The sequence below is a fragment of the Streptomyces rubiginosohelvolus genome (assembly GCF_014649875.1).
GTDB classification, from domain to species: Bacteria; Actinomycetota; Actinomycetes; order Streptomycetales; family Streptomycetaceae; genus Streptomyces; species Streptomyces rubiginosohelvolus.
This window is the reverse complement of sequence record NZ_BMTW01000002.1, coordinates 465,696-484,654: the sequence shown is the minus strand read 5'-3', so window position 1 is coordinate 484,654 and position 18,959 is coordinate 465,696. Positions and strand designations below refer to the sequence as shown.

Below are 18,959 nucleotides of genomic sequence, written 5' to 3'. Positions count from 1 at the left end.
GAGTACCCTTGCGCACACCATGATGACCGCCGCCCGCACCGCCGATTCCGGCCTGGCCGGCTCGGGCGAACTCGACCGCTATCCCTATCCGGAGGCGCCGGCCGGCGAGCGTGCCGCGACCCGGGCCTGGGGCGGCGCCGATTCCGAGCTGGGACGGGCGAGCCGACGGGGCTCGGCCAGCCGGGGGCGCGGTCTCCACGGCCAACTCGTCCAGCAGCTGGGCCAGATGATCGTTTCCGGTGACCTCGGCGCGGACCGCCCCCTCGTACCCGAGGAGATCGGCCAGCGATTCGAGGTCTCCCGCACCGTCGTCCGTGAATCCCTGCGCGTCCTCGAAGCCAAGGGGCTGGTCAGCGCCCGTCCCAACGTGGGGACGCGGGTCCGCCCGGTCAGCGACTGGAACCTGCTGGATCCCGACATCATCGAATGGCGTGCCTTCGGCCCCCAGCGGGACGACCAGCGTCGTGAGCTGGCCGAGCTCCGCTGGACCATCGAGCCGCTCGCGGCCCGCCTCGCGGCCGGGCACGGCCGGGACGACATTCAGCAGCGGCTCGCCGACATGGTCGAGATCATGGGGCACGCCACGGGCCAGGGGGACGCGATCACCTTCTCCCGCGCCGATGCCGAGTTCCACGCGCTGCTCATCCAGGCCGCGGGCAACCGGATGCTCGAGCACCTTTCCGGCATCGTCTCGGCCGCCCTCCATGTCTCCGGCGGTCCCGTCACCGGCTGTGACCGTCCCGGCGAGACCTCCCTCGCTCACCATGCGCGCATCGCCGACGCCCTGGCATCGGGCGACGCCGGGGCCGCCGAGACCGCCATGCGTCAACTGCTCGTCGTCCATCCCGACGTCGAACGAGTGGTTCCCGCGCCGCGCGAGCACTGAACCGGCCGGGGTGACGGGACCGCGGGCCCGATGCCGCCGGGCCGCACAGGTTCGGCGGCACAATGGAAGGGGATGCAACCTTTGGTCCCGTACGCCGCAAATGGGGTGTGACTCGGGCCACGCGGATTGGCCGTAACACTCCTCGAAGCAGCGCGATGACTTAAGAGGTGAGCGCAGCGGAAGGAATACAGCAGCCCTGGGGCGCGCTGTTTCAGTTCTGAGGCCAAGCCCGCGCCGTCGACGACATTCCCAGTCGGCGGTCGTCGGTTCCAGCCCCCTCCAGGGCAGGGCCGGAAGCCGTTTCCATCGTTCCGAGAGGTTGTTCGTGTCGGCCAGCACATCCCGTACGCTCCCGCCGGAGATCGCCGAGTCCGAATCTGTGATGGCGCTCATCGAGCGGGGAAAGGCTGATGGGCAGATCGCCGGCGATGACGTGCGTCGGGCCTTCGAGGCTGACCAGATTCCGCCAACCCAGTGGAAGAACGTTCTGCGCAGCCTCAACCAGATCCTCGAGGAAGAGGGTGTGACGCTGATGGTCAGTGCCGCGGAGTCGCCGAAGCGCGCCCGCAAGAGCGTCGCAGCGAAGAGCCCGGTCAAGCGCACCGCCACCAAGACCGTCGCGGCGAAGACCACCGTGACCAGGACCGTCGCGGCCACCTCCGCCCCGGCGGCCGAGAGTGCGGACGCGGTGGCCGACGACGCCGTCGTGGCCGCTCCGGCGAAGAAGGCGGCGGCCAAGAAGACCGCCGCGAAGAAGACAGCCGTGAAGAAGACGGCGGCCAAGAAGACCGCCGCCAAGAAGTCCGGCAAGCAGGACGACGAACTCCTCGACGGCGATGAGCCGGTCGAGGAGGTCAAGGTCGGCAAGGGCGAGGAAGAGGAGGGCGAGGGCGAGAACAAGGGCTTCGTCCTCTCCGACGACGACGAGGACGACGCACCTGCCCAGCAGGTCGCCGTCGCCGGCGCCACCGCCGACCCGGTCAAGGACTACCTGAAGCAGATCGGCAAGGTTCCCCTCCTCAACGCCGAGCAGGAGGTCGAGCTCGCCAAGCGCATCGAGGCCGGTCTCTTCGCCGAGGACAAGCTGGCGAACGCCGACAAGCTCGCCCCGAAGCTCAAGCGCGAGCTGGAGATCATCGCCGAGGACGGCCGCCGGGCCAAGAACCACCTTCTGGAGGCCAACCTCCGTCTGGTGGTCTCCCTGGCCAAGCGCTACACCGGCCGCGGCATGCTCTTCCTGGACCTGATCCAGGAGGGCAACCTCGGTCTGATCCGCGCGGTCGAGAAGTTCGACTACACCAAGGGCTACAAGTTCTCCACGTACGCCACCTGGTGGATCCGTCAGGCGATCACCCGCGCGATGGCCGACCAGGCCCGCACCATCCGTATCCCGGTGCACATGGTCGAGGTCATCAACAAGCTCGCGCGTGTGCAGCGCCAGATGCTCCAGGACCTGGGCCGCGAGCCCACCCCGGAGGAGCTGGCCAAGGAACTCGACATGACTCCCGAGAAGGTCATCGAGGTCCAGAAGTACGGCCGCGAGCCGATCTCGCTGCACACCCCGCTCGGCGAGGACGGCGACAGCGAGTTCGGTGACCTGATCGAGGACTCCGAGGCGGTCGTCCCGGCCGACGCGGTGAGCTTCACGCTCCTCCAGGAGCAGCTCCACTCGGTGCTCGACACGCTCTCCGAGCGTGAGGCCGGCGTGGTCTCGATGCGCTTCGGCCTCACCGACGGTCAGCCGAAGACGCTCGACGAGATCGGCAAGGTCTACGGCGTGACGCGTGAGCGCATCCGTCAGATCGAGTCGAAGACGATGTCGAAGCTCCGGCACCCGTCGCGTTCCCAGGTCCTCCGCGACTACCTGGACTAGAGCGCGGAAGGCGGCTCGCCGAAGGGCGGAACGCCGAAGATTCACCGGCCGAGGGCCCGGAACCCCCCAGGGGATCCGGGCCCTCCGGCGTGTCTCCGGGGCCGGACACGGACTGCCTGGATCACGCTGGGTGAAACGGTTTGTCGTCTCAGTGTCAGGAGCCTCCATGCCCCGTCCCGTCGTCCGTGCCCTGACCGGGGCGCTCGCCCTGACCGCCGCCGCGGCCGTGCTGCCGCTCGCCGCGCCCTCCGAGGCGGTCGCGGAGAGCATCATCGTCGGCGGACAGCCCGCCCCCGTGGCGGACAGCCCCTGGGTCGTGGCGCTGTCGAGCCGGGACCGGTTCGGAGGCGCGCGCTCCGGGCAGTTCTGCGGCGGTGTGGCCGTGGCGCCCACGAAGATCCTGACGGCCGCCCACTGTCTGAGTGACGAGGCGCTCGGCGGACCGGCGAAGCGGGTGAAGGACCTCCTCGTCATCGCCGGCCGGGAGCGGCTGAGCGATTCCGGCGGCCGGGAGATCCCGGTCCGGCGCATCTGGGTGAACCCGGCCTACGACCCGGTCTCCAACGCGGGCGACCTCGCGGTGCTGACCCTGTCCCGCGCCCTGCCGAAGGGCGCGACCATTCCGATGGCCCGGAGCGGGGACGCCGCCTACCGGGCCGGGACCGCCGCGGACGTCTACGGCTGGGGCGATACGACGGGCAGCGGCACCTACGCCTCCGTGCTGCGCTCCGCCCGGGTCCAGGTCCTGCCGGACGGTGACTGCGCCCGGGCCTACCCGGGCGGCCGGGAGGGTACGTACAAGGCTTCGGCGATGCTCTGTGCGGGCGAGCCCGCGGGGGGCCGGGACGCGTGCCAGGGCGACAGCGGCGGGCCGCTGGTGGCCCGTGGGCGGCTCATCGGCCTGGTGTCCTGGGGCAGCGGCTGCGGGCGTCCGGGCAGCCCCGGGGTGTACACCCGGGGCTCCGCCGCGCTGGAATGGGCCGCAGGCCGCATCTGAGCGGCTCCGGGCCGTCTCGGAGCCGTATGGCCCGGTGACCGGCCACGAGAACGGGCGGCTCCCCCCGGTGGGGGAGCCGCCCGTCGGCCGGTCCTGGACCAGCCCCTGGCTCGTCGTGGATGCGAGGTGTCAGTGTTGGTCCTCGTCGGCAGCAGCCGTCTGTACGGCGGTGAGCCGATCCGTCTCATCCTGTATTTCCGCGGCGATCTTCTTGAGTTCCGGCTCGAACTTGCGCCCGTGGTGGGCGCAGAAGAGCAGTTCACCGCCGCTGATCAGGACGACGCGCAGATATGCCTGGGCGCCGCAACGGTCACAGCGGTCTGCTGCGGTCAGCGGGCTCGCGGGGGTCAGAACAGTAGTCACGTCGCCTCTTCTCTAGCTCGACGAGCTGTCGTACCAGGGTCAACATCCAACCAGGCCGAAAACGTTCCCGCTCGTGGCTTTTCTTCGAAACTTCTTCTCGGTGTGGCTGTCTGTTGCCGGTTGGCGGCGAATGTGCCGTATGCGGAGCGCTACGGTTTCGCATTGCTTGTCTTGGGGGTGGGTCCCGCCGGCCGGCTTGCCGGTTTGTTCATGAGGACGTGCCCGGAGCCTAAATGGTTCATGCGTCGAAGGGAACGTGATGTGCACGTCACTCCAACGAATGATCGAACATCCATGCGAGCCCGGATGAGGCTCGACTAGCATGAGGATTCCCCGAGGGTGGCGTTACAACCGCTCTACCAGGCCTCTGTAGGCTCTCAGCGGCAACCGACGCCCAGCCCGATACCCACGGGGGCCCCAGATGAAATTCAGCGAGGAGCGAACCGCGTGACCGCCGAAACGTCCGTGCCGTCCACCGCGATGCTGGCCGCAGCAGGAGGCGACCGGGACAGCTCCAACTACACCGCGCGGCACCTTCTCGTCCTCGAAGGCCTCGAGGCGGTCCGCAAGCGCCCCGGCATGTACATCGGGTCCACCGACAGCCGTGGCCTGATGCACTGCCTCTGGGAGATCATCGACAACTCCGTCGACGAGGCCCTCGGCGGCTACTGCGACCAGATCGAGGTCATCCTCCACGACGACGCCTCCGTCGAGGTCCGGGACAACGGCCGTGGCATCCCCGTCGACGTCGAGCCCAAGACGGGCCTCTCCGGCGTCGAGGTCGTCATGACCAAGCTGCACGCCGGAGGCAAGTTCGGCGGCGGCTCCTACGCCGCCTCGGGCGGTCTCCACGGCGTCGGCGCCTCCGTGGTCAACGCCCTCTCCTCCCGCCTGGACGTCGAGGTCGACCGCAGCAGCGCGACCCACTCCATCAGCTTCCGGCGCGGCGTCCCCGGCATGTTCACCGAGCAGGGGCCGGACAGCCCGTTCGATCCGGCCAACGGCCTGCGCAAGGGCAAGCGCGTCCCCAAGACCCGTACCGGTACCCGGGTGCGGTACTGGGCGGACCGGCAGATCTTCCTCAAGGACGCCAAGCTCAACCTGGAGACGCTCCACCAGCGGGCCCGCCAGACCGCCTTCCTCGTCCCCGGCCTCACGATCATCGTCCGCGACGAGCGGGGCATCGATGGCGAGGGCAAGACGGAGGAGACGTTCCGCTTCGACGGCGGCATCAGCGAGTTCTGCGAGTACCTGGCCCAGGACAAGGCCGTCTGCGACGTCCAGCGCCTCAGCGGCACGGGCACCTTCAAGGAGACCGTCCCGGTCCTCGACGACCGCGGCCACATGACCGCCACCGAGGTCACCCGTGAGCTCGCCGTCGACATCGCCCTGCGCTGGGGCACCGGCTACGACACGACCGTACGGTCGTTCGTGAACATCATCGCCACCCCCAAGGGCGGCACCCATGTCAGCGGGTTCGAGCGCTCGCTGACCAAGACGGTGAACGAGGCGCTGCGCTCCGCCAAGATGCTGCGGGTCGCCGAGGACGACATCGTCAAGGACGACGCCCTCGAAGGCCTCACCGCCGTCGTGACCGTACGGCTCGCGGAGCCGCAGTTCGAGGGGCAGACCAAGGAGGTGCTCGGCACCTCGGCGGCCAACCGGATCGTCGCGGGCGTGGTCGCCAAGGAGCTCAAGGCGTTCCTGACCTCGACGAAGCGGGACGCCAAGGCGCAGGCCCGGGCGGTGCTGGAGAAGGCCGTGGCCGCCGCCCGCACCCGGATCGCGGCCCGGCAGCACAAGGACGCCCAGCGCCGCAAGACCGCGCTGGAGTCCTCCTCGCTGCCCGCCAAGCTCGCCGACTGCCGCAGCGACGACGTCGACCGCAGCGAGCTGTTCATCGTCGAGGGTGACTCGGCGCTCGGCACCGCGAAGCTGGCCCGGAACAGCGAGTTCCAGGCGCTGCTGCCGATCCGCGGCAAGATCCTCAACGTCCAGAAGTCGTCCGTCTCCGACATGCTGAAGAACGCCGAGTGCGGCGCGATCATCCAGGTCATAGGAGCCGGTTCCGGGCGGACCTTCGACATCGACGCCGCCCGCTACGGCAAGGTCATCATGATGACCGACGCCGATGTCGACGGCTCCCACATCCGCACCCTGCTGCTCACCCTCTTCCAGCGCTACATGCGCCCGATGGTCGAGGCGGGACGGGTCTTCGCCGCGGTGCCCCCGCTGCACCGGATCGAGCTGGTCCAGCCCAAGAAGGGCCAGGACAAGTACGTCTACACCTACTCCGACAACGAACTGCGCCAGACCCTCCTGGAGTTCCAGCGCAAGAACGTGCGGATCAAGGAATCGATCCAGCGCTACAAGGGGCTCGGCGAGATGGACGCCGACCAGCTGGCCGAGACGACGATGGACCCGCGCCACCGCACGCTGCGGCGCATCAACATCGGCGACCTGGAATCCTCCGAGCAGGTCTTCGACCTGCTGATGGGCAACGAGGTCGCGCCCCGCAAGGAGTTCATCACCAGCTCCGCCGCCACCCTGGACCGCTCGCGCATCGACGCCTGACCCCAAGGTCCCGTCGCACGGCCCTCGCTCCGGTTCCGCCGGCGCGGGGGCCGCGTGCGTTTCCCGGGGCCTTGTCGGGGAAGCGCGCAGCAGTCCCGGATATCTGTCACCTGAAGGGGTGAAGTCGGGCGAATGACGCGCCCGGGATCCTCCCGAACCGCCCATCGTTGGCCGTGCGGCCGAAAAGGTCCGCGGATCAGGGGAGTTGTTCGGTGGAGAAGGAAGCAGGGCCTCAGACCGCGGGAGTGCGGCTCGACGACCCGTGGGACGACGTGCCGGCCCCCGGCCGGGGCGACCAGGACGGTACGGGAGGTGCCGCGGCCCTCGACGCGTCCGGTGCGGCGGAGCCGGACCCCCGGCCCAGCGCGGCCGACATCTATCTGGAGGTGCACCGCAGCGACGCCTTCCGCGAGGTGCGCCGCCGCTACCGCCGCTTCGTGGCCCCCGCCGCCCTCGCCTTCCTGCTCTGGTATCTCGCCTACGTCGTCGCAGCGACCACCGCTCCCGCTCTGATGGCCCGCCCGGTCGCCGGAGCGGTGAACGTAGCGATGGTGGCCGGTCTCGGCCAGTTCCTCACCACGTTCCTGCTCACCTGGGCGTACGCACGGCACGCGCGGCTGCGCAGGGACCGGGCGGCGCTCGATCTGCGCTGGGACACCCAGGAGATGACGAGAGGGCTCGGACGGTGAAAGGAGACCACCAGACCCTCGCCCTGCTGCTGTTCAGCGCGTTCATCGCGGTGACGCTCTTCATCACCACCTGGGTCGGCCGCAACCGGCAGGGCTCCGCCGAGGAGTTCTACGCCGGCGGACGCCTGTTCTCGCCCATGGAGAACGGATTCGCCATCGCCGGGGACTACATGTCGGCAGCCTCCTTCCTCGGCATCTCCGGGCTGATCGCCCTCTTCGGCTACGACGGCATGCTCTATTCCGTCGGCTTCCTCGTCGCCTGGCTGGTCGTTCTGCTGCTCGTCGCCGAACTCGTCCGCAACTGCGGCCGGTTCACGCTGGCCGACGTGGTCGCCGCGCGGATGGCGGAGCGCCCGGTGCGTACCGCCGTCGGCACCTCGTCCGTCACCGTCTCCGTGCTGTATCTGGTCGCCCAGATGGTCGGCGCGGGCAGCCTGGTGGCCCTGCTGCTCGGCGGTACGAGCGACGCGGCCCGGTCCTGGACCGTCGTCGGGGTCGGCGCGCTCATGGTGATCTACGTGTCCTTCGGCGGTATGCGCGCCACCACCTGGATCCAGATCGTCAAGGCCGTCCTGCTGATGGCCGGAGCCGTCGCGCTCACCGTGCTCGTCCTGGTCCACTTCCACGGGAACATCAACAGCCTGCTCAACACCGCGGCCGAACGCAGCGGCCACGGCAAGGACTTCCTCGCCCCCGGCCTGCGGTACGGAGGGGACTGGACCTCGCGTTTCGACTTCATCAGCCTGGGCGTGGCCCTGGTCCTCGGCACGGCGGGGCTGCCGCACATCCTGTCGCGCTTCTACACCGTGCCCACCGCCCGCGCCGCGCGCCGGTCCGTCGTCTGGTCCATCGGCCTGATCGGCAGCTTCTACCTGATGACGATCGTGCTCGGGTTCGGCGCCGCCGCACTCGTCGGCTCCGCCGAGGTCCGTGCGTCGAACGCGGCGGGCAACACCGCGATCCCGCTGCTGGCCCTCGATCTGGGCGGCGGCGAGGGCTCCACCGGTGGAACGATTCTCTTCGCCGTGGTCGCCGCCATCGCCTTCGCCACCATCCTGGCCGTCGTCGCGGGCATCACGCTCGCCTCGTCCGCCTCGGTCGCCCACGACCTCTACGCCTCGCTCCGCCGCCCCGGGCGCAAGAAGCGCAGCGAGGTCGCCGTGGCGCGTACCGCCGCCGCCGGGATCGGTGCGGTCGCGATCGGTCTCGGGCTGCTCGCCCAGGACCTCAACGTGGCGTTTCTCGTCGGCCTCGCCTTCGCCGTGGCCGCTTCGGCGAACCTCCCGGTCCTGCTCTACTCGCTGTTCTGGCGCAACTTCACCACCCGGGGCGCGGTCTGGGCGGTGTACGGCGGCCTGGTCCCGGCGGTCGTCCTGGTGCTGGTCTCACCCGTCGTCTCGGGCAGCCCGACATCCCTCTTCCCCGGCGTCGACTTCCAGCTCTTCCCCCTGGAGAACCCGGGCCTGGTCTCGATCCCGCTCGGCTTCTTGGCCGGCTGGATCGGTACGGTCATCTCGCCCGAGCCGCCCGACGAGGCCAAGCACGCCGAGGCCGAGGTGCGGGCGCTGACGGGGGCCGGGGCGGCATAGGGCGTGGGCGGGCCGTGGGCTCAGCCCGCGGCCCAGGCGTACCGGTGTTCCGGGCGGCCCGTCTCGCCGTACCGCAGCGTCAGCCGGACCTTGCCGGTGCGCTCAAGCAGCTTCAGATAGCGCTGGGCCGTCTGCCGGCTCATCCCCGCACTGTCGGCGATCTCCTGCGCGGACAGCGGGCCGTCGGCGCCGCGCAGGGCCCCCCGGACGAGTTCGGCCGTGGTGGGGGAATGGCCCTTGGGGAGGGCCGGCTCGCCCGTCGCCCACAGCGCGCCGAAGAGCCGGTCCACCTCAGCCTGCTCGGCCTCCCCGCCCCCGTCGAGCGTCTGCCGCAGCGCCGCGTACGCCTCCAGCTTCGCGCGCAGACCGGCGTACGTGAACGGCTTCACCAGGTACTGGAGCGCACCGTGCCGCATCGCGTCCTGCACGGTGGCGACGTCCCGGGCGGCCGTCACCATGATCACGTCGACCTGATGGCCGAGGCGGCGCAGCTCCCGCACGACGGCGAGGCCGTTGCGGTCGGGCAGATAGTGGTCCAGCAGGATCAGGTCGACCGGGACCTCCTCGACCGTCGCCAGTGCCCCGGCCGCCGAGTGGGCCTGGGCGGCCACCCGGAAGCCGGGGACCTTGGCGACGTACGCAGCGTTGATCTGCGCCACCCGCACGTCGTCGTCGACGATCAGGACCTCGATCACCGCTGCTCTCCCGTCGTCGCCGGTTGCGTGGGGTGCGGCGGACGGTCTTCCGGGGAGCCCGCGGGGGGCTCCGCCAGCGCCTCCGGCAGCACGACCGTGAACACCGCGCCGCCGCCGTCCGCCCCGGACACCGTCACACTGCCTCCCTGGCGCTCCGCGAGCCGTCGTACGAGGGCGAGCCCGAGGCCGCGCTTGCCGTGCGCCGGGACGTCCTTGGTGGACCAGCCCTCCGTGAAGATCGACGCGTGCTGGTCCTGCGGGACGCCGGGGCCGCTGTCGCGCACCCCCAGGATCACCGTACGGCCCTCGGTCCGCAGGCCGACCTCGATCCGCGCCCCGTCCGATCCGGCCGCCGCGTCCGTGGCGTTGTCGACGAGGTTGCCCACCACCGTCACCAGACCCCGGGGATCGACCACCCGGTCCGGTAGCAGCGTGCCGGGAGCCAGTCGCAGCGAGACACCGCGCTCGGCGGCGACCGTCGTCTTGCCGACGAGGAGGGCGGCCAGCAGCGGGTCCTGGACCTTCTCGGTGACCTGCTCGGCCGTCGCCCGGTGCACGCCCACCACCTCGGTCACGAACTCCATCGCGTCCTCGTGCATCTCCAGCTCCAGCAGCCCCAGCAGGGTGTGCAGCCGGTTCGCGTGCTCGTGGTCCTGGGCGCGCAGGGCGTCGATCAGCCCCGTGGTGGAGTCGAGCTCGCGGCCGAGGTGCTCCAGCTCGGTCCGGTCGCGCAGGGTCACCACGGCTCCGCCGTCGTCCGTGGGCATCCGGTTGGCCAGCAGCACCCGGCTGCCCCGTACCGCCAGCAGGTCGTCGCCGACCACCCGCCCGGCCAGCACGTCCGTGGTCCTCCCGTCGCCCAGCACCTCCTCCAGCGGCCGGCCCGCCGCTTCCGGGCCCAGCCCCAGCAGCCGCTGCGCCTCGTCGTTCAGCAGCCGGACGCGGCCGGCCCCGTCGAGGGCGACGACCCCCTCGCGGATGCCGTGCAGCATGGCCTCGCGTTCGGTCAGCAGCGCGGAGATGTCGGAGAACGCCAGGTCATGGGTCTGCCGCTGCAAGCGCCGGGAGATCAGATACGCGGCGAGCGCACCGACGGCCAGGGCCCCGCCCGCGTACGCGAGCAGCCCCGGGATCGCCGCGAGGAGCCGGGCGCGGACACTGTCGTACGCGATACCCACCGACACCGCGCCGATCACCTCGCCGGACGGGCCGAACAACGGCACCTTGCCCCGCGCCGAGCGGCCGAGGGTGCCGCTGTCGATCTCCATCACCTCCCGGCCGCGCAGCGCCTCACCGGGGTCGGTGGAGACGACCGCGCCGATCCGGTGGGTGTCGGGGTGCGACCAGCGCACCCCGCGCTGGTTCATGACGACGACGTACTCCGCGCCGGTCGCCCGCCTCACCCGCTCGGCGGCCGACTGGACCGGGCCCCCGTCCGACGGGTCCGTGCTGCTCAGGTGCTCCACGATGTCCGGGTCGGCGGCGGTGGACTGGGCGATGGCCAGGGCGCGGCGCATCGCCTGGTCGTCCAGCTGGTCGCTGAGCGGGGCCAGGAAGAGGCCGGTGACCAGGATCGTCACACCGGTGATGATGGCCAGCTGCATCAGCAGGACCTGGGAGAAGACCCGCTGAGGCCAGCCGAACCGGCGCGGTCCCCGGCCGGGGGTCGGTGGGGCGTTCATCAGAGAGACGGTAAGGGCCGGGCGGCCGGGGCGGAAATCTCGTCGCTCGGCGCCCGGGAATTCGAGGGTTCGAACCGCGCGGCTCTTGCCTCCGGCCGCCGCGTCTGTGAGCGTTTCAGCGGCGCCTCCGTGAGGGATTCAGCGCTGCTTCCGTGAGAGGTCCCGGGAGTTCGCCATCAACGCAATCTTCTTGCGTTTCTTGCGCTAATCTTGCGTTCATGACGCGACGACTTGCTCAAGTGGCCCAGAAGGTGGGAGTCAGCGAGGCGACGGTCAGCCGGGTGCTGAACGGCAAGCCGGGCGTCTCCGACGCCACCAGGCAGGCCGTCCTCTCCGCGCTGGACGTCCTCGGCTACGAGCGCCCGACCCAGCTGCGCGGCGAACGCGCCCGGCTGGTCGGCCTGGTCCTGCCGGAGCTGCAGAACCCGATCTTCCCGGCCTTCGCCGAGGTGGTCGGCGGCGCGCTCGCCCAGCAGGGGCTGACCCCGGTGCTCTGCACCCAGACCAAGGGCGGCGTCTCCGAGGCCGACTACGTCGAGCTGCTCCTCCAGCAGCAGGTCTCCGGCGTGGTCTTCGCGGGCGGCCTCTACCACCAGGCCGACGCCCCGCACGACCACTACAAGGTGCTCGCCGACCGCAAGATCCCCGTAGTTCTGATCAACGCGGCCATCGAACACCTCGGCTTCCCCGGCGTCTCCTGCGACGATTCCGTCGCGGTCGAGCAGGCCTGGCGTCACCTCGTCTCGCTCGGCCACGACCGCATCGGACTCGTCCTCGGACCGTCCGACCACGTGCCGTCGCAGCGCAAGCTCGCCGCCGCCCGGGTGCTCGCCGAGGAGGCCGGAACGAGCATCCCCGACGAGTGGGTGGCCCGGGCCATGTTCTCGCTGGAGGGCGGGCAGGCCGCCGCGACGCGGCTGCTGGAGCGCGGTGTCACCGGCATCATCTGCGCCAGCGACCCGCTCGCGCTGGGCGCCGTGCGCGCCGTCCGCCGCCGGGGGCTCTCGGTGCCCGGCGACGTGTCGATCGTCGGCTACGACGACTCGGCCTTCATGAACTGCACCGAGCCGCCCCTCACCACCGTCCGCCAGCCCATCGAGGCCATGGGGCGCGCGGCCGTGGAGCTGCTCTCGGTGCAGATCGGCGGGCGGGCCGTGCCCTCGGACGAGCTGCTCTTCGAGCCGGAGCTGGTGGTGCGCGGATCCACCGCCCAGCCGCCGCGCGAGAATTCCCTGTGATCCGTAGCTAATTTGCGCTGCCCGGCCCTTGGTCCGGACCTGATCCGTCCCGGGGGAGGGGCTGGGGCGGCCGGGGCCCGGAGTACTGCCCGCTCGGCCGGATCCGCAGCGGGCGCTCCCCGTACTCCTCCAGCGCGTGGGCGATCCAGCCCGCCGTACGGGACACCGCGAACACGGTCTCGCCCGCGTCCGCCGCCATCCCCCGGGAGACCGACAGGACGGCCAGCGCCAGGTCGATGTTGGCGTGCAGCGGAGCGTGCCGCGCCGTCGTCGCCACCACCTCACGGGCCGCCGCCAGCGCCCCGGCCGCCTGCGGCACCTCCGCCAGCAGCTCGAACAGGACGGTCGCCCGGGGGTCCTCGCCCCGGTAGATCCGGTGGCCCAGGCCGGGCACCCGCCGCCCGGTCCGCAGATGGTCGGCGACCACGGGGACCGCGCTGCCCCGGTCCACCGCTTCCCGGAGCAGCCGGTGCGCCAGGCCGCTCGCCGCACCGTGCAGCGGCCCCTCCAGCACGCCGAGGCCCGCCGAGACCACGGCGTACGGATGGGCCCGAGCGGAGGCGGCGACCCGGGCGGCCAGGGTGGAGGCCGCCAGGTCGTGGTCGACCAGCAGCGCCAGGGCCGCGTCCAGCACGGCGAGGGACGGGGCATCGGCCGACTCCGCGGTGAGCCGCGACCACAGCTCCGCCGCCAGCGAATCCCCTTCGGCCGCCGGACCGCCCAGCACGGGCAACGCGCCCACCAGCGTCGGAATCAGGCCGCGCGCACTGTTCAATACCGCCGCCGGCGACAGGTCGAACCGCAGCGGATCCGTGGCCGCGGCAGCCGTCACCGCCACCCGCAGCCGGTCCGTCGACCCGCTGTGCGCGGGCAGCGCCTCGACCGCCCTGCGGGTCGCCGTGAGGGTCCCGTCGGGTGCGGCGAACCGGGCGCCGGGCCGTAGCTCCCCCGTCCACAGCCACTCGGCGACCTCCTCGTAGCCGTAGCGCCGGGCCAGCTCCGTCGCGTCGACCCCGCGGAAGTAGCAGCGGTCGTCCTCGATGAGCGTGATGCCGGTCCGGAAGGCGAGGTCACCCCCGGCCGGAGACGGGTCACGGCGGCCCGAACGCCGCGCCAGCGCCCGGACCTCCTCGGCGTCGAACGTGCTGCCCCGCCCTCCGGCGGCCCGCACGCTGCTGAGCTGACCCCGGCTGACGTAGGCGTACACCGTCTCCGGCTTCACGCCCAGCAGCTCGGCCGCCTGCCGGGTGGTGAGCCGGGGCGCGTCGTGCTGCTCGGGCTCTGGTTGATCCGTCATGGAAACCACCGTATCCACTCTGCACATGCATTGATTCAATCAACATTGACAGATCTCAAGTCAAGCATGGACAGTCGAATCAATGTTGCATGCACGGAGGAGAGAGCAGCCATGACCACCACCCCTGTCGTCCCCGCCGTCCCCCGTGGCCTCGCTGGTGTCGTCGTCACCGACACCGCCCTCGGTGACGTCCGCGGCCGCGAAGGCTTCTACCACTACCGCCAGTACTCGGCGATCGAGCTGGCGCAGACCCGCGGCTTCGAGGACGTGTGGTACCTGATGTTCCACGGGGAGCTGCCCGACCGGGCCGAGGCCGCCGACTTCGCCGCCCGTACGGCGAGCCTGCGCACGCTCCCCGCCGATGTGACCGAGGCCCTGCCCGCCATCGCCCGCGCGAGCGCCGTCTCGGGCCCCCTCGCGGGACTGCGCACCGCGCTCTCCCTGCTCGGCGCCTCGGCCGGCTTCCGCCCGGTGTACGACATCGACGCCGGGCGCCGACGCGAGGACGCACTCGCCGTCTGCGCGGCCGTGCCCACGATCCTGACCGCTCTCCACCGCCTCGGCCAGGGCCTGGAGCCGGTCGCACCCCGCGCCGACCTGCCGCACGCCGCGAACTACCTGTACATGCTGACCGGTTCGGAGCCCGGACCCGACCAGGCCAGGGCGGTCGAGCAGTACCTCGTCTCGACCGTCGACCACGGCTTCAACGCCTCCACCTTCACCGCCCGCGTCGTCGCCTCCACCGGAGCCGACCTGGCCGCCTGCCTGGTGGCAGCGGTCGGCGCGCTCTCCGGACCGCTGCACGGCGGAGCCCCCAGCCGGGCCCTGGACACCCTGGACGCCATCGGCACCCCCGACCGGATCGACGGCTGGATCCGCGAACAGGTCCTGGCCGGCCGCCGCATCATGGGCTTCGGCCACCCCGTCTACCGCACCGAGGACCCGCGCTCCCGGATGCTCAAGTCGATCGCCCAGAGCTTCGGCGGCCCCCTCGTCGACTTCGCCGTCGAGGTGGAGGCCCATGTCGAGGCGATCCTCGCCGAGCTCAAGCCGGGCCGGGAGCTGCACACCAACGTGGAGTTCTACGCCGGGGTGGTCATGGAGCTGTGCGGGCTGCCGCGCGCGATGTTCACCCCCACCTTCTGTGCGGCGCGGGTGATCGGCTGGAGCGCCAATATCCTGGAGCAGGCGGAGGACTCGAAGATCATCCGCCCGGCGGCCCGCTACGTCGGCGCACCCCCGCCGCAGCCGGTCCCGGCACTCTGACGACGTTCCCAGGAAGGCTCCCGTTGACCCCGCCCCGTATCCCGCAGATCCCGGTCGTCGTCCTGGCGGGCTTCCTCGGCTCCGGCAAGACCACGCTCCTGAACCATCTGCTCCGCAACCGGGCGGGCACCCGGATCGGCGTGATCGTCAACGACTTCGGGGCCATCGAGATCGACGCCATGACCGTCTCGGGGCAGGTCGGCTCGACGGTCTCGCTGGGCAACGGCTGCCTGTGCTGCGCCGTGGACGCGAGTGAACTCGACACCTTCCTGGAGTCCCTGACCCGGCCGTCCGCCCGGCTGGACGTGATCGTCATCGAGGCGAGCGGACTGGCCGAACCCCAGGAACTCGTCCGCATGCTGCTGGCCAGCGACAACCCGCACATCCTGTACGGGGGTCTCGTCGAGGTCGTCGACGCGGCGGAGTTCGACGCCACCCGCCGACGGCACCCCGAGCTCGACCGCCATCTGGCCGTCGCCGACCTCGTCGTCCTGAACAAGACCGACCGGGTGGGGGAGGCCGAACGGGAGCGGCTGCGGGCGACGGTCGCGGAGCTGAGCGGCCCCGCCGCCGTGATCTCCGCCGAGCACGGGCGGATCGACCCCGAGCTGCTCTTCGACCCCGCGCTGCGGCCGGACGGCGAGGAGATGGCGGGGCAGCTGAGCTTCGAGGACCTGCTGCGTCAGGAGGAGTGCGACGAGCACGAGGAGTGCGACGGGCACGGGCACGCCGACCACCTCCACGCGGCGTACGAGAGCGTCGACTTCACCGCCGACGTGCCGATGGACCCGCGCCGCTTCATGGCCTTCCTCGACTCCCGGCCCGAAGGGCTCTACCGGATCAAGGGGTTCGTCGACTTCGGCGCGGGGGACCGCGACAACACCTACGCGCTGCATGCGGTCGGCCGGTTCCTGCGCTTCGTGCCCCGGCCGTGGGCGCGCGGCGAACAGCGGCTCACCCAGCTGGTCATGATCGGCGCGGGCATCGACGCCGCAGCGCTGCACGAGGGGCTGGCCGCCTGCCGCGCGGAGCCGGGGCCCGACGCACCGGACATCGAACGTGCCATGTGGGGCGTGCTCCGCTACGCACCGGAGCCCGCCCGTGAAGGGGATGCGGAGGCCGACGAGGCGGAGGTCGACGTACCGGAAACGGCCGCAGAGGTGTAACCGGGAAGCGGCCGCGGAGGCGTAACCAGAAAGCGGCCACGGAGGCGTCATGCCCGCGCGGCCGCTCCCCGTCGTCCGGCAGCGGTCAGTACAGCGGCGGTCCCGCGATCACGGCCACCTTCTCCAGCAGCGGTGTGCCCGAACCGTCCCGCCTCGGGTCCGGCTCCGGGAGCTTCGCCGGGGTGCCGTTCTTCTGGGCGGCCCGGGCCGGGACGGGGCCCGCCCAGGCGAACACCAGGACGTCCTCGCCCTTCAGGAACCGCTGGCAGCGCACCCCGCCGGTCGCCCGGCCCTTGCGCGGATACTGGTCGAACGGGGTGAGCTTGGACGTCAGCACCGAATCGTCCAGCGTGCCGTGCGAGCCGGCCACCGTGAACACGACCGCCTCGGCCGCCGGGTCCACCGCCGTGAACGACAGCACTTCGGCCCCGGCCGCCAGCTTGACGCCCGCCATGCCTCCGGCGGGCCGCCCCTGCGGACGCACCGAAGCCGCCGGGTAGCGGAGCAACTGGGCGTCGGAGGTGATGAACACCAGGTCCTCCTCGCCCGTCCGCAGCTCCGTCGCGCCCACGATGCGGTCACCGTCCTTGAGGGTGATGACCTCCAACTCGTCCTTGTTGGCCGGGTAGTCCGGCACGACGCGCTTCACCACGCCCTGGAGCGTGCCGATCGCGAGACCCGGCGAGTCCTCGGCCAGCGTCGTGAGGCAGATCAGCTCCTCGTCCGCCTCCAGCGTGAGGAACTCGGAGATCTGCGCCCCGCCCGAGAGATTCGGCTCCGCGTGCGTGTCCGGCAGCTGCGGCAGGTCGATCACCGAGAGCCGCAGCAGCCGGCCGGTCGACGTGACCGCCCCGACGTCGCCGCGGGCCGTCGCCGCCACCGCCGACACGATCACGTCGTGCTTGGTCCGCCGGGCGTCCTCGGAGATCTCGACCGGCTCCGCGTTCGCCGTACGGGCCAGCAGGCCGGTCGAGGAGAGCAGCACCCGGCACGGGTCGTCCGCCACCTCCAGCGGCACGGACGCGATCTGTGAACCGGCCGACTCCAGCAGCACCGTGCGCCGGTCCGTGCCGAACTTCTTCGCCACGGCCGCCAGCTCCGAGGAGACCAGCTTGCGCAGCTCCGCGTCCGACTCCAGGATCGCGGTCAGCGCCTCGATCTCGCCGTTCAGCTTGTCGCGCTCGCTCTCCAGCTCGATCCGGTCGAAGCGGGTGAGGCGCCGCAGCGGGGTGTCCAGGATGTACTGCGTCTGGATCTCGCTCAGCGAGAAGTGCGCCATCAGGCGCTCCTTCGCCTGGGCGGAGTTGTCGCTGTCCCGGATGATCCGGATGACCTCGTCGATGTCGAGGAGGGCGACGATCAGACCCTCGACCAGGTGCAGCCGGTCGCGCCGCTTGGTGCGGCGGAACTCGCTGCGCCGGCGCACGACCTCGAACCGGTGGTCGAGATAGACCTCCAGCAGCTCCTTGAGGCCCAGGGTGAGCGGCTGGCCGTCGACCAGCGCCACGTTGTTGATGCCGAAGGACTCCTCCATCGGCGTCAGCTTGTAGAGCTGCTCCAGCACCGCTTCCGGCACGAAGCCGTTCTTCACCTCGATGACGAGGCGCAGCCCGTGCGCCCGGTCGGTGAGGTCCTTGACGTCGGCGATGCCCTGGAGCTTCTTCGCCGAGACCAGGTCCTTGATCTTGGCGATCACCTTCTCCGGGCCGACGGTGAAGGGCAGTTCGGTGACGACGAGGCCCTTGCGGCGGGCGGTCACGTTCTCCACGGAGACGGTGGCGCGGATCTTGAACGTGCCGCGGCCCGCGGTGTACGCGTCCTTGATGCCGGTGAGCCCGACGATGCGGCCGCCGGTGGGCAGGTCGGGGCCCGGGACGAAGCGCATCAGCGTCTCGACGTCGGCGCCCGGGTGCTTGATCAGGTGCCGGGCGGCGGCGATGACCTCGCCCAGATTGTGCGGGGGCATGTTGGTGGCCATGCCCACGGCGATCCCGGAGACCCCGTTGACCAGGAGGTTGGGGTAGGCGGCGGGGAGGACGACCGGCTCGCGCTCCTGGCCGTCGTAGTTCGACTGGAAATCGACGGTGTCCTCGTCGATCGCCTCGGTCATCAACGACGTGGCGTCAGCCATCCGGCACTCGGTGTACCGCATGGCGGCCGGCGGGTCGTCGTTGCCCAGGGAGCCGAAGTTGCCGTGGCCGTCGACCAGGGGGAGGCGCATCGAGAACGGCTGGGCCATGCGGACCAGGGCGTCGTAGATCGAGGCGTCGCCGTGCGGGTGCAGCTTGCCCATGACCTCGCCGACGACCCGGGCGCACTTCACATAGCCGCGGTCGGGGCGCAGTCCCATCTCGTTCATCTGGGACACGATGCGGCGGTGCACCGGCTTCATGCCGTCGCGGGCGTCGGGCAGGGCCCTGGAGTAGATCACCGAGTACGCGTACTCGAGGAAGGAGCCCTGCATTTCGTCGACGACGTCGATGTCGAGGATCTTCTCCTCGAAGTCGTCCGGCGGCGGGGTCTTCGTGCTACGGCGGGCCATCGCGGCTGCGACTCCTTCACGGATTCTGTTCGGGCGACCTGAGCTTGTTCGGGACAACACGTGCTGCTGACGCGGTCCATTGTGGACCGCCCCACTGACAAC

Annotated in this window: 14 protein-coding genes; 9 read left to right on the top strand and 5 right to left on the bottom strand. The window is 71.1% G+C overall.

The window, feature by feature from the left end:
- Positions 1–19: 19 nt before the first annotated feature.
- From IE134_RS09470 to IE134_RS09460, 3 genes are all read left to right on the top strand, one after another.
- On the top strand, positions 20–886 hold the full coding sequence (locus IE134_RS09470) for a FadR/GntR family transcriptional regulator (RefSeq protein ID WP_308431880.1): 867 nt from the start codon (positions 20–22) through the stop codon (positions 884–886).
- Between the two features lie 325 nt (positions 887–1,211).
- Positions 1,212–2,759, top strand: coding sequence for an RNA polymerase sigma factor (locus IE134_RS09465; protein ID WP_189430170.1), 1,548 nt, complete (start codon positions 1,212–1,214; stop codon positions 2,757–2,759).
- Between the two features lie 166 nt (positions 2,760–2,925).
- Positions 2,926–3,756, top strand: coding sequence for a S1 family peptidase (locus IE134_RS09460; RefSeq protein ID WP_097887278.1), 831 nt, complete (start codon positions 2,926–2,928; stop codon positions 3,754–3,756).
- A 129-nt stretch (positions 3,757–3,885) separates the two neighbouring features.
- Here IE134_RS09460 and IE134_RS09455 read toward each other — a convergent pair whose 3' ends face one another.
- Positions 3,886–4,119, bottom strand: a complete 234-nt coding sequence (locus tag IE134_RS09455) for a DUF7455 domain-containing protein (RefSeq protein ID WP_006128079.1) — start codon at positions 4,117–4,119, stop codon at positions 3,886–3,888.
- Positions 4,120–4,566: 447 nt separating this feature from the next.
- Here IE134_RS09455 and IE134_RS09450 point away from each other — a divergent pair, with 447 nt between their 5' ends.
- From IE134_RS09450 to IE134_RS09440, 3 genes are all read left to right on the top strand, one after another.
- Entirely contained in the window at positions 4,567–6,693 is a 2,127-nt protein-coding gene (locus IE134_RS09450) for a DNA gyrase/topoisomerase IV subunit B (RefSeq protein ID WP_098016586.1), read from the top strand.
- 245 nt (positions 6,694–6,938) lie between these two features.
- On the top strand, positions 6,939–7,382 hold the full coding sequence (locus tag IE134_RS09445) for a DUF485 domain-containing protein (RefSeq protein ID WP_030716054.1): 444 nt from the start codon (positions 6,939–6,941) through the stop codon (positions 7,380–7,382).
- Positions 7,379–8,971 carry a monocarboxylic acid transporter gene (locus IE134_RS09440; RefSeq protein ID WP_098016585.1) on the top strand — a complete coding sequence of 531 codons (1,593 nt, stop codon included), beginning with the start codon at positions 7,379–7,381 and terminating at the stop codon, positions 8,969–8,971. Before IE134_RS09445 ends, IE134_RS09440 begins: the two co-directional genes overlap by 4 nt.
- A gap of 20 nt (positions 8,972–8,991) precedes the next feature.
- Here IE134_RS09440 and IE134_RS09435 read toward each other — a convergent pair whose 3' ends face one another.
- Both IE134_RS09435 and IE134_RS09430 read right to left on the bottom strand, forming a co-directional pair.
- Positions 8,992–9,666: a response regulator gene (locus tag IE134_RS09435; RefSeq protein ID WP_030716059.1), complete on the bottom strand. Its 675-nt coding sequence runs from the start codon at positions 9,664–9,666 to the stop codon at positions 8,992–8,994.
- Positions 9,663–11,348: an ATP-binding protein gene (locus IE134_RS09430; RefSeq protein WP_030716062.1), complete on the bottom strand. Its 1,686-nt coding sequence runs from the start codon at positions 11,346–11,348 to the stop codon at positions 9,663–9,665. The genes IE134_RS09435 and IE134_RS09430 overlap by 4 nt, the downstream gene beginning before the upstream one ends.
- Positions 11,349–11,566: 218 nt before the next feature.
- On the opposite strand from IE134_RS09430, the gene IE134_RS09425 reads away from it, so the two are divergent.
- Entirely contained in the window at positions 11,567–12,586 is a 1,020-nt protein-coding gene (locus IE134_RS09425; RefSeq protein WP_189430169.1) for a LacI family DNA-binding transcriptional regulator, read from the top strand.
- A gap of 7 nt (positions 12,587–12,593) precedes the next feature.
- On the opposite strand, the gene IE134_RS09420 is transcribed toward IE134_RS09425, so the two are convergent.
- Complete coding sequence (locus IE134_RS09420; protein WP_189430168.1) at positions 12,594–13,883, bottom strand: citrate synthase; 1,290 nt, start codon at positions 13,881–13,883, stop codon at positions 12,594–12,596.
- Between the two features lie 111 nt (positions 13,884–13,994).
- Here IE134_RS09420 and IE134_RS09415 point away from each other — a divergent pair, with 111 nt between their 5' ends.
- Both IE134_RS09415 and IE134_RS09410 read left to right on the top strand, forming a co-directional pair.
- Positions 13,995–15,149, top strand: coding sequence for a citrate synthase/methylcitrate synthase (locus tag IE134_RS09415; protein WP_189430167.1), 1,155 nt, complete (start codon positions 13,995–13,997; stop codon positions 15,147–15,149).
- A gap of 23 nt (positions 15,150–15,172) precedes the next feature.
- Positions 15,173–16,315 (top strand): CobW family GTP-binding protein, encoded by a 1,143-nt coding sequence (locus IE134_RS09410; protein ID WP_189430166.1) that lies wholly within the window; start codon positions 15,173–15,175, stop codon positions 16,313–16,315.
- 85 nt (positions 16,316–16,400) lie between these two features.
- On the opposite strand, the gene IE134_RS09405 is transcribed toward IE134_RS09410, so the two are convergent.
- The gene (locus IE134_RS09405) at positions 16,401–18,857 is read right to left on the bottom strand and encodes a DNA gyrase/topoisomerase IV subunit A (RefSeq protein ID WP_030716079.1); all 2,457 of its coding nucleotides are present in this window, start codon (positions 18,855–18,857) and stop codon (positions 16,401–16,403) included.
- Between the last annotated feature and the right edge of the window lie 102 nt (positions 18,858–18,959).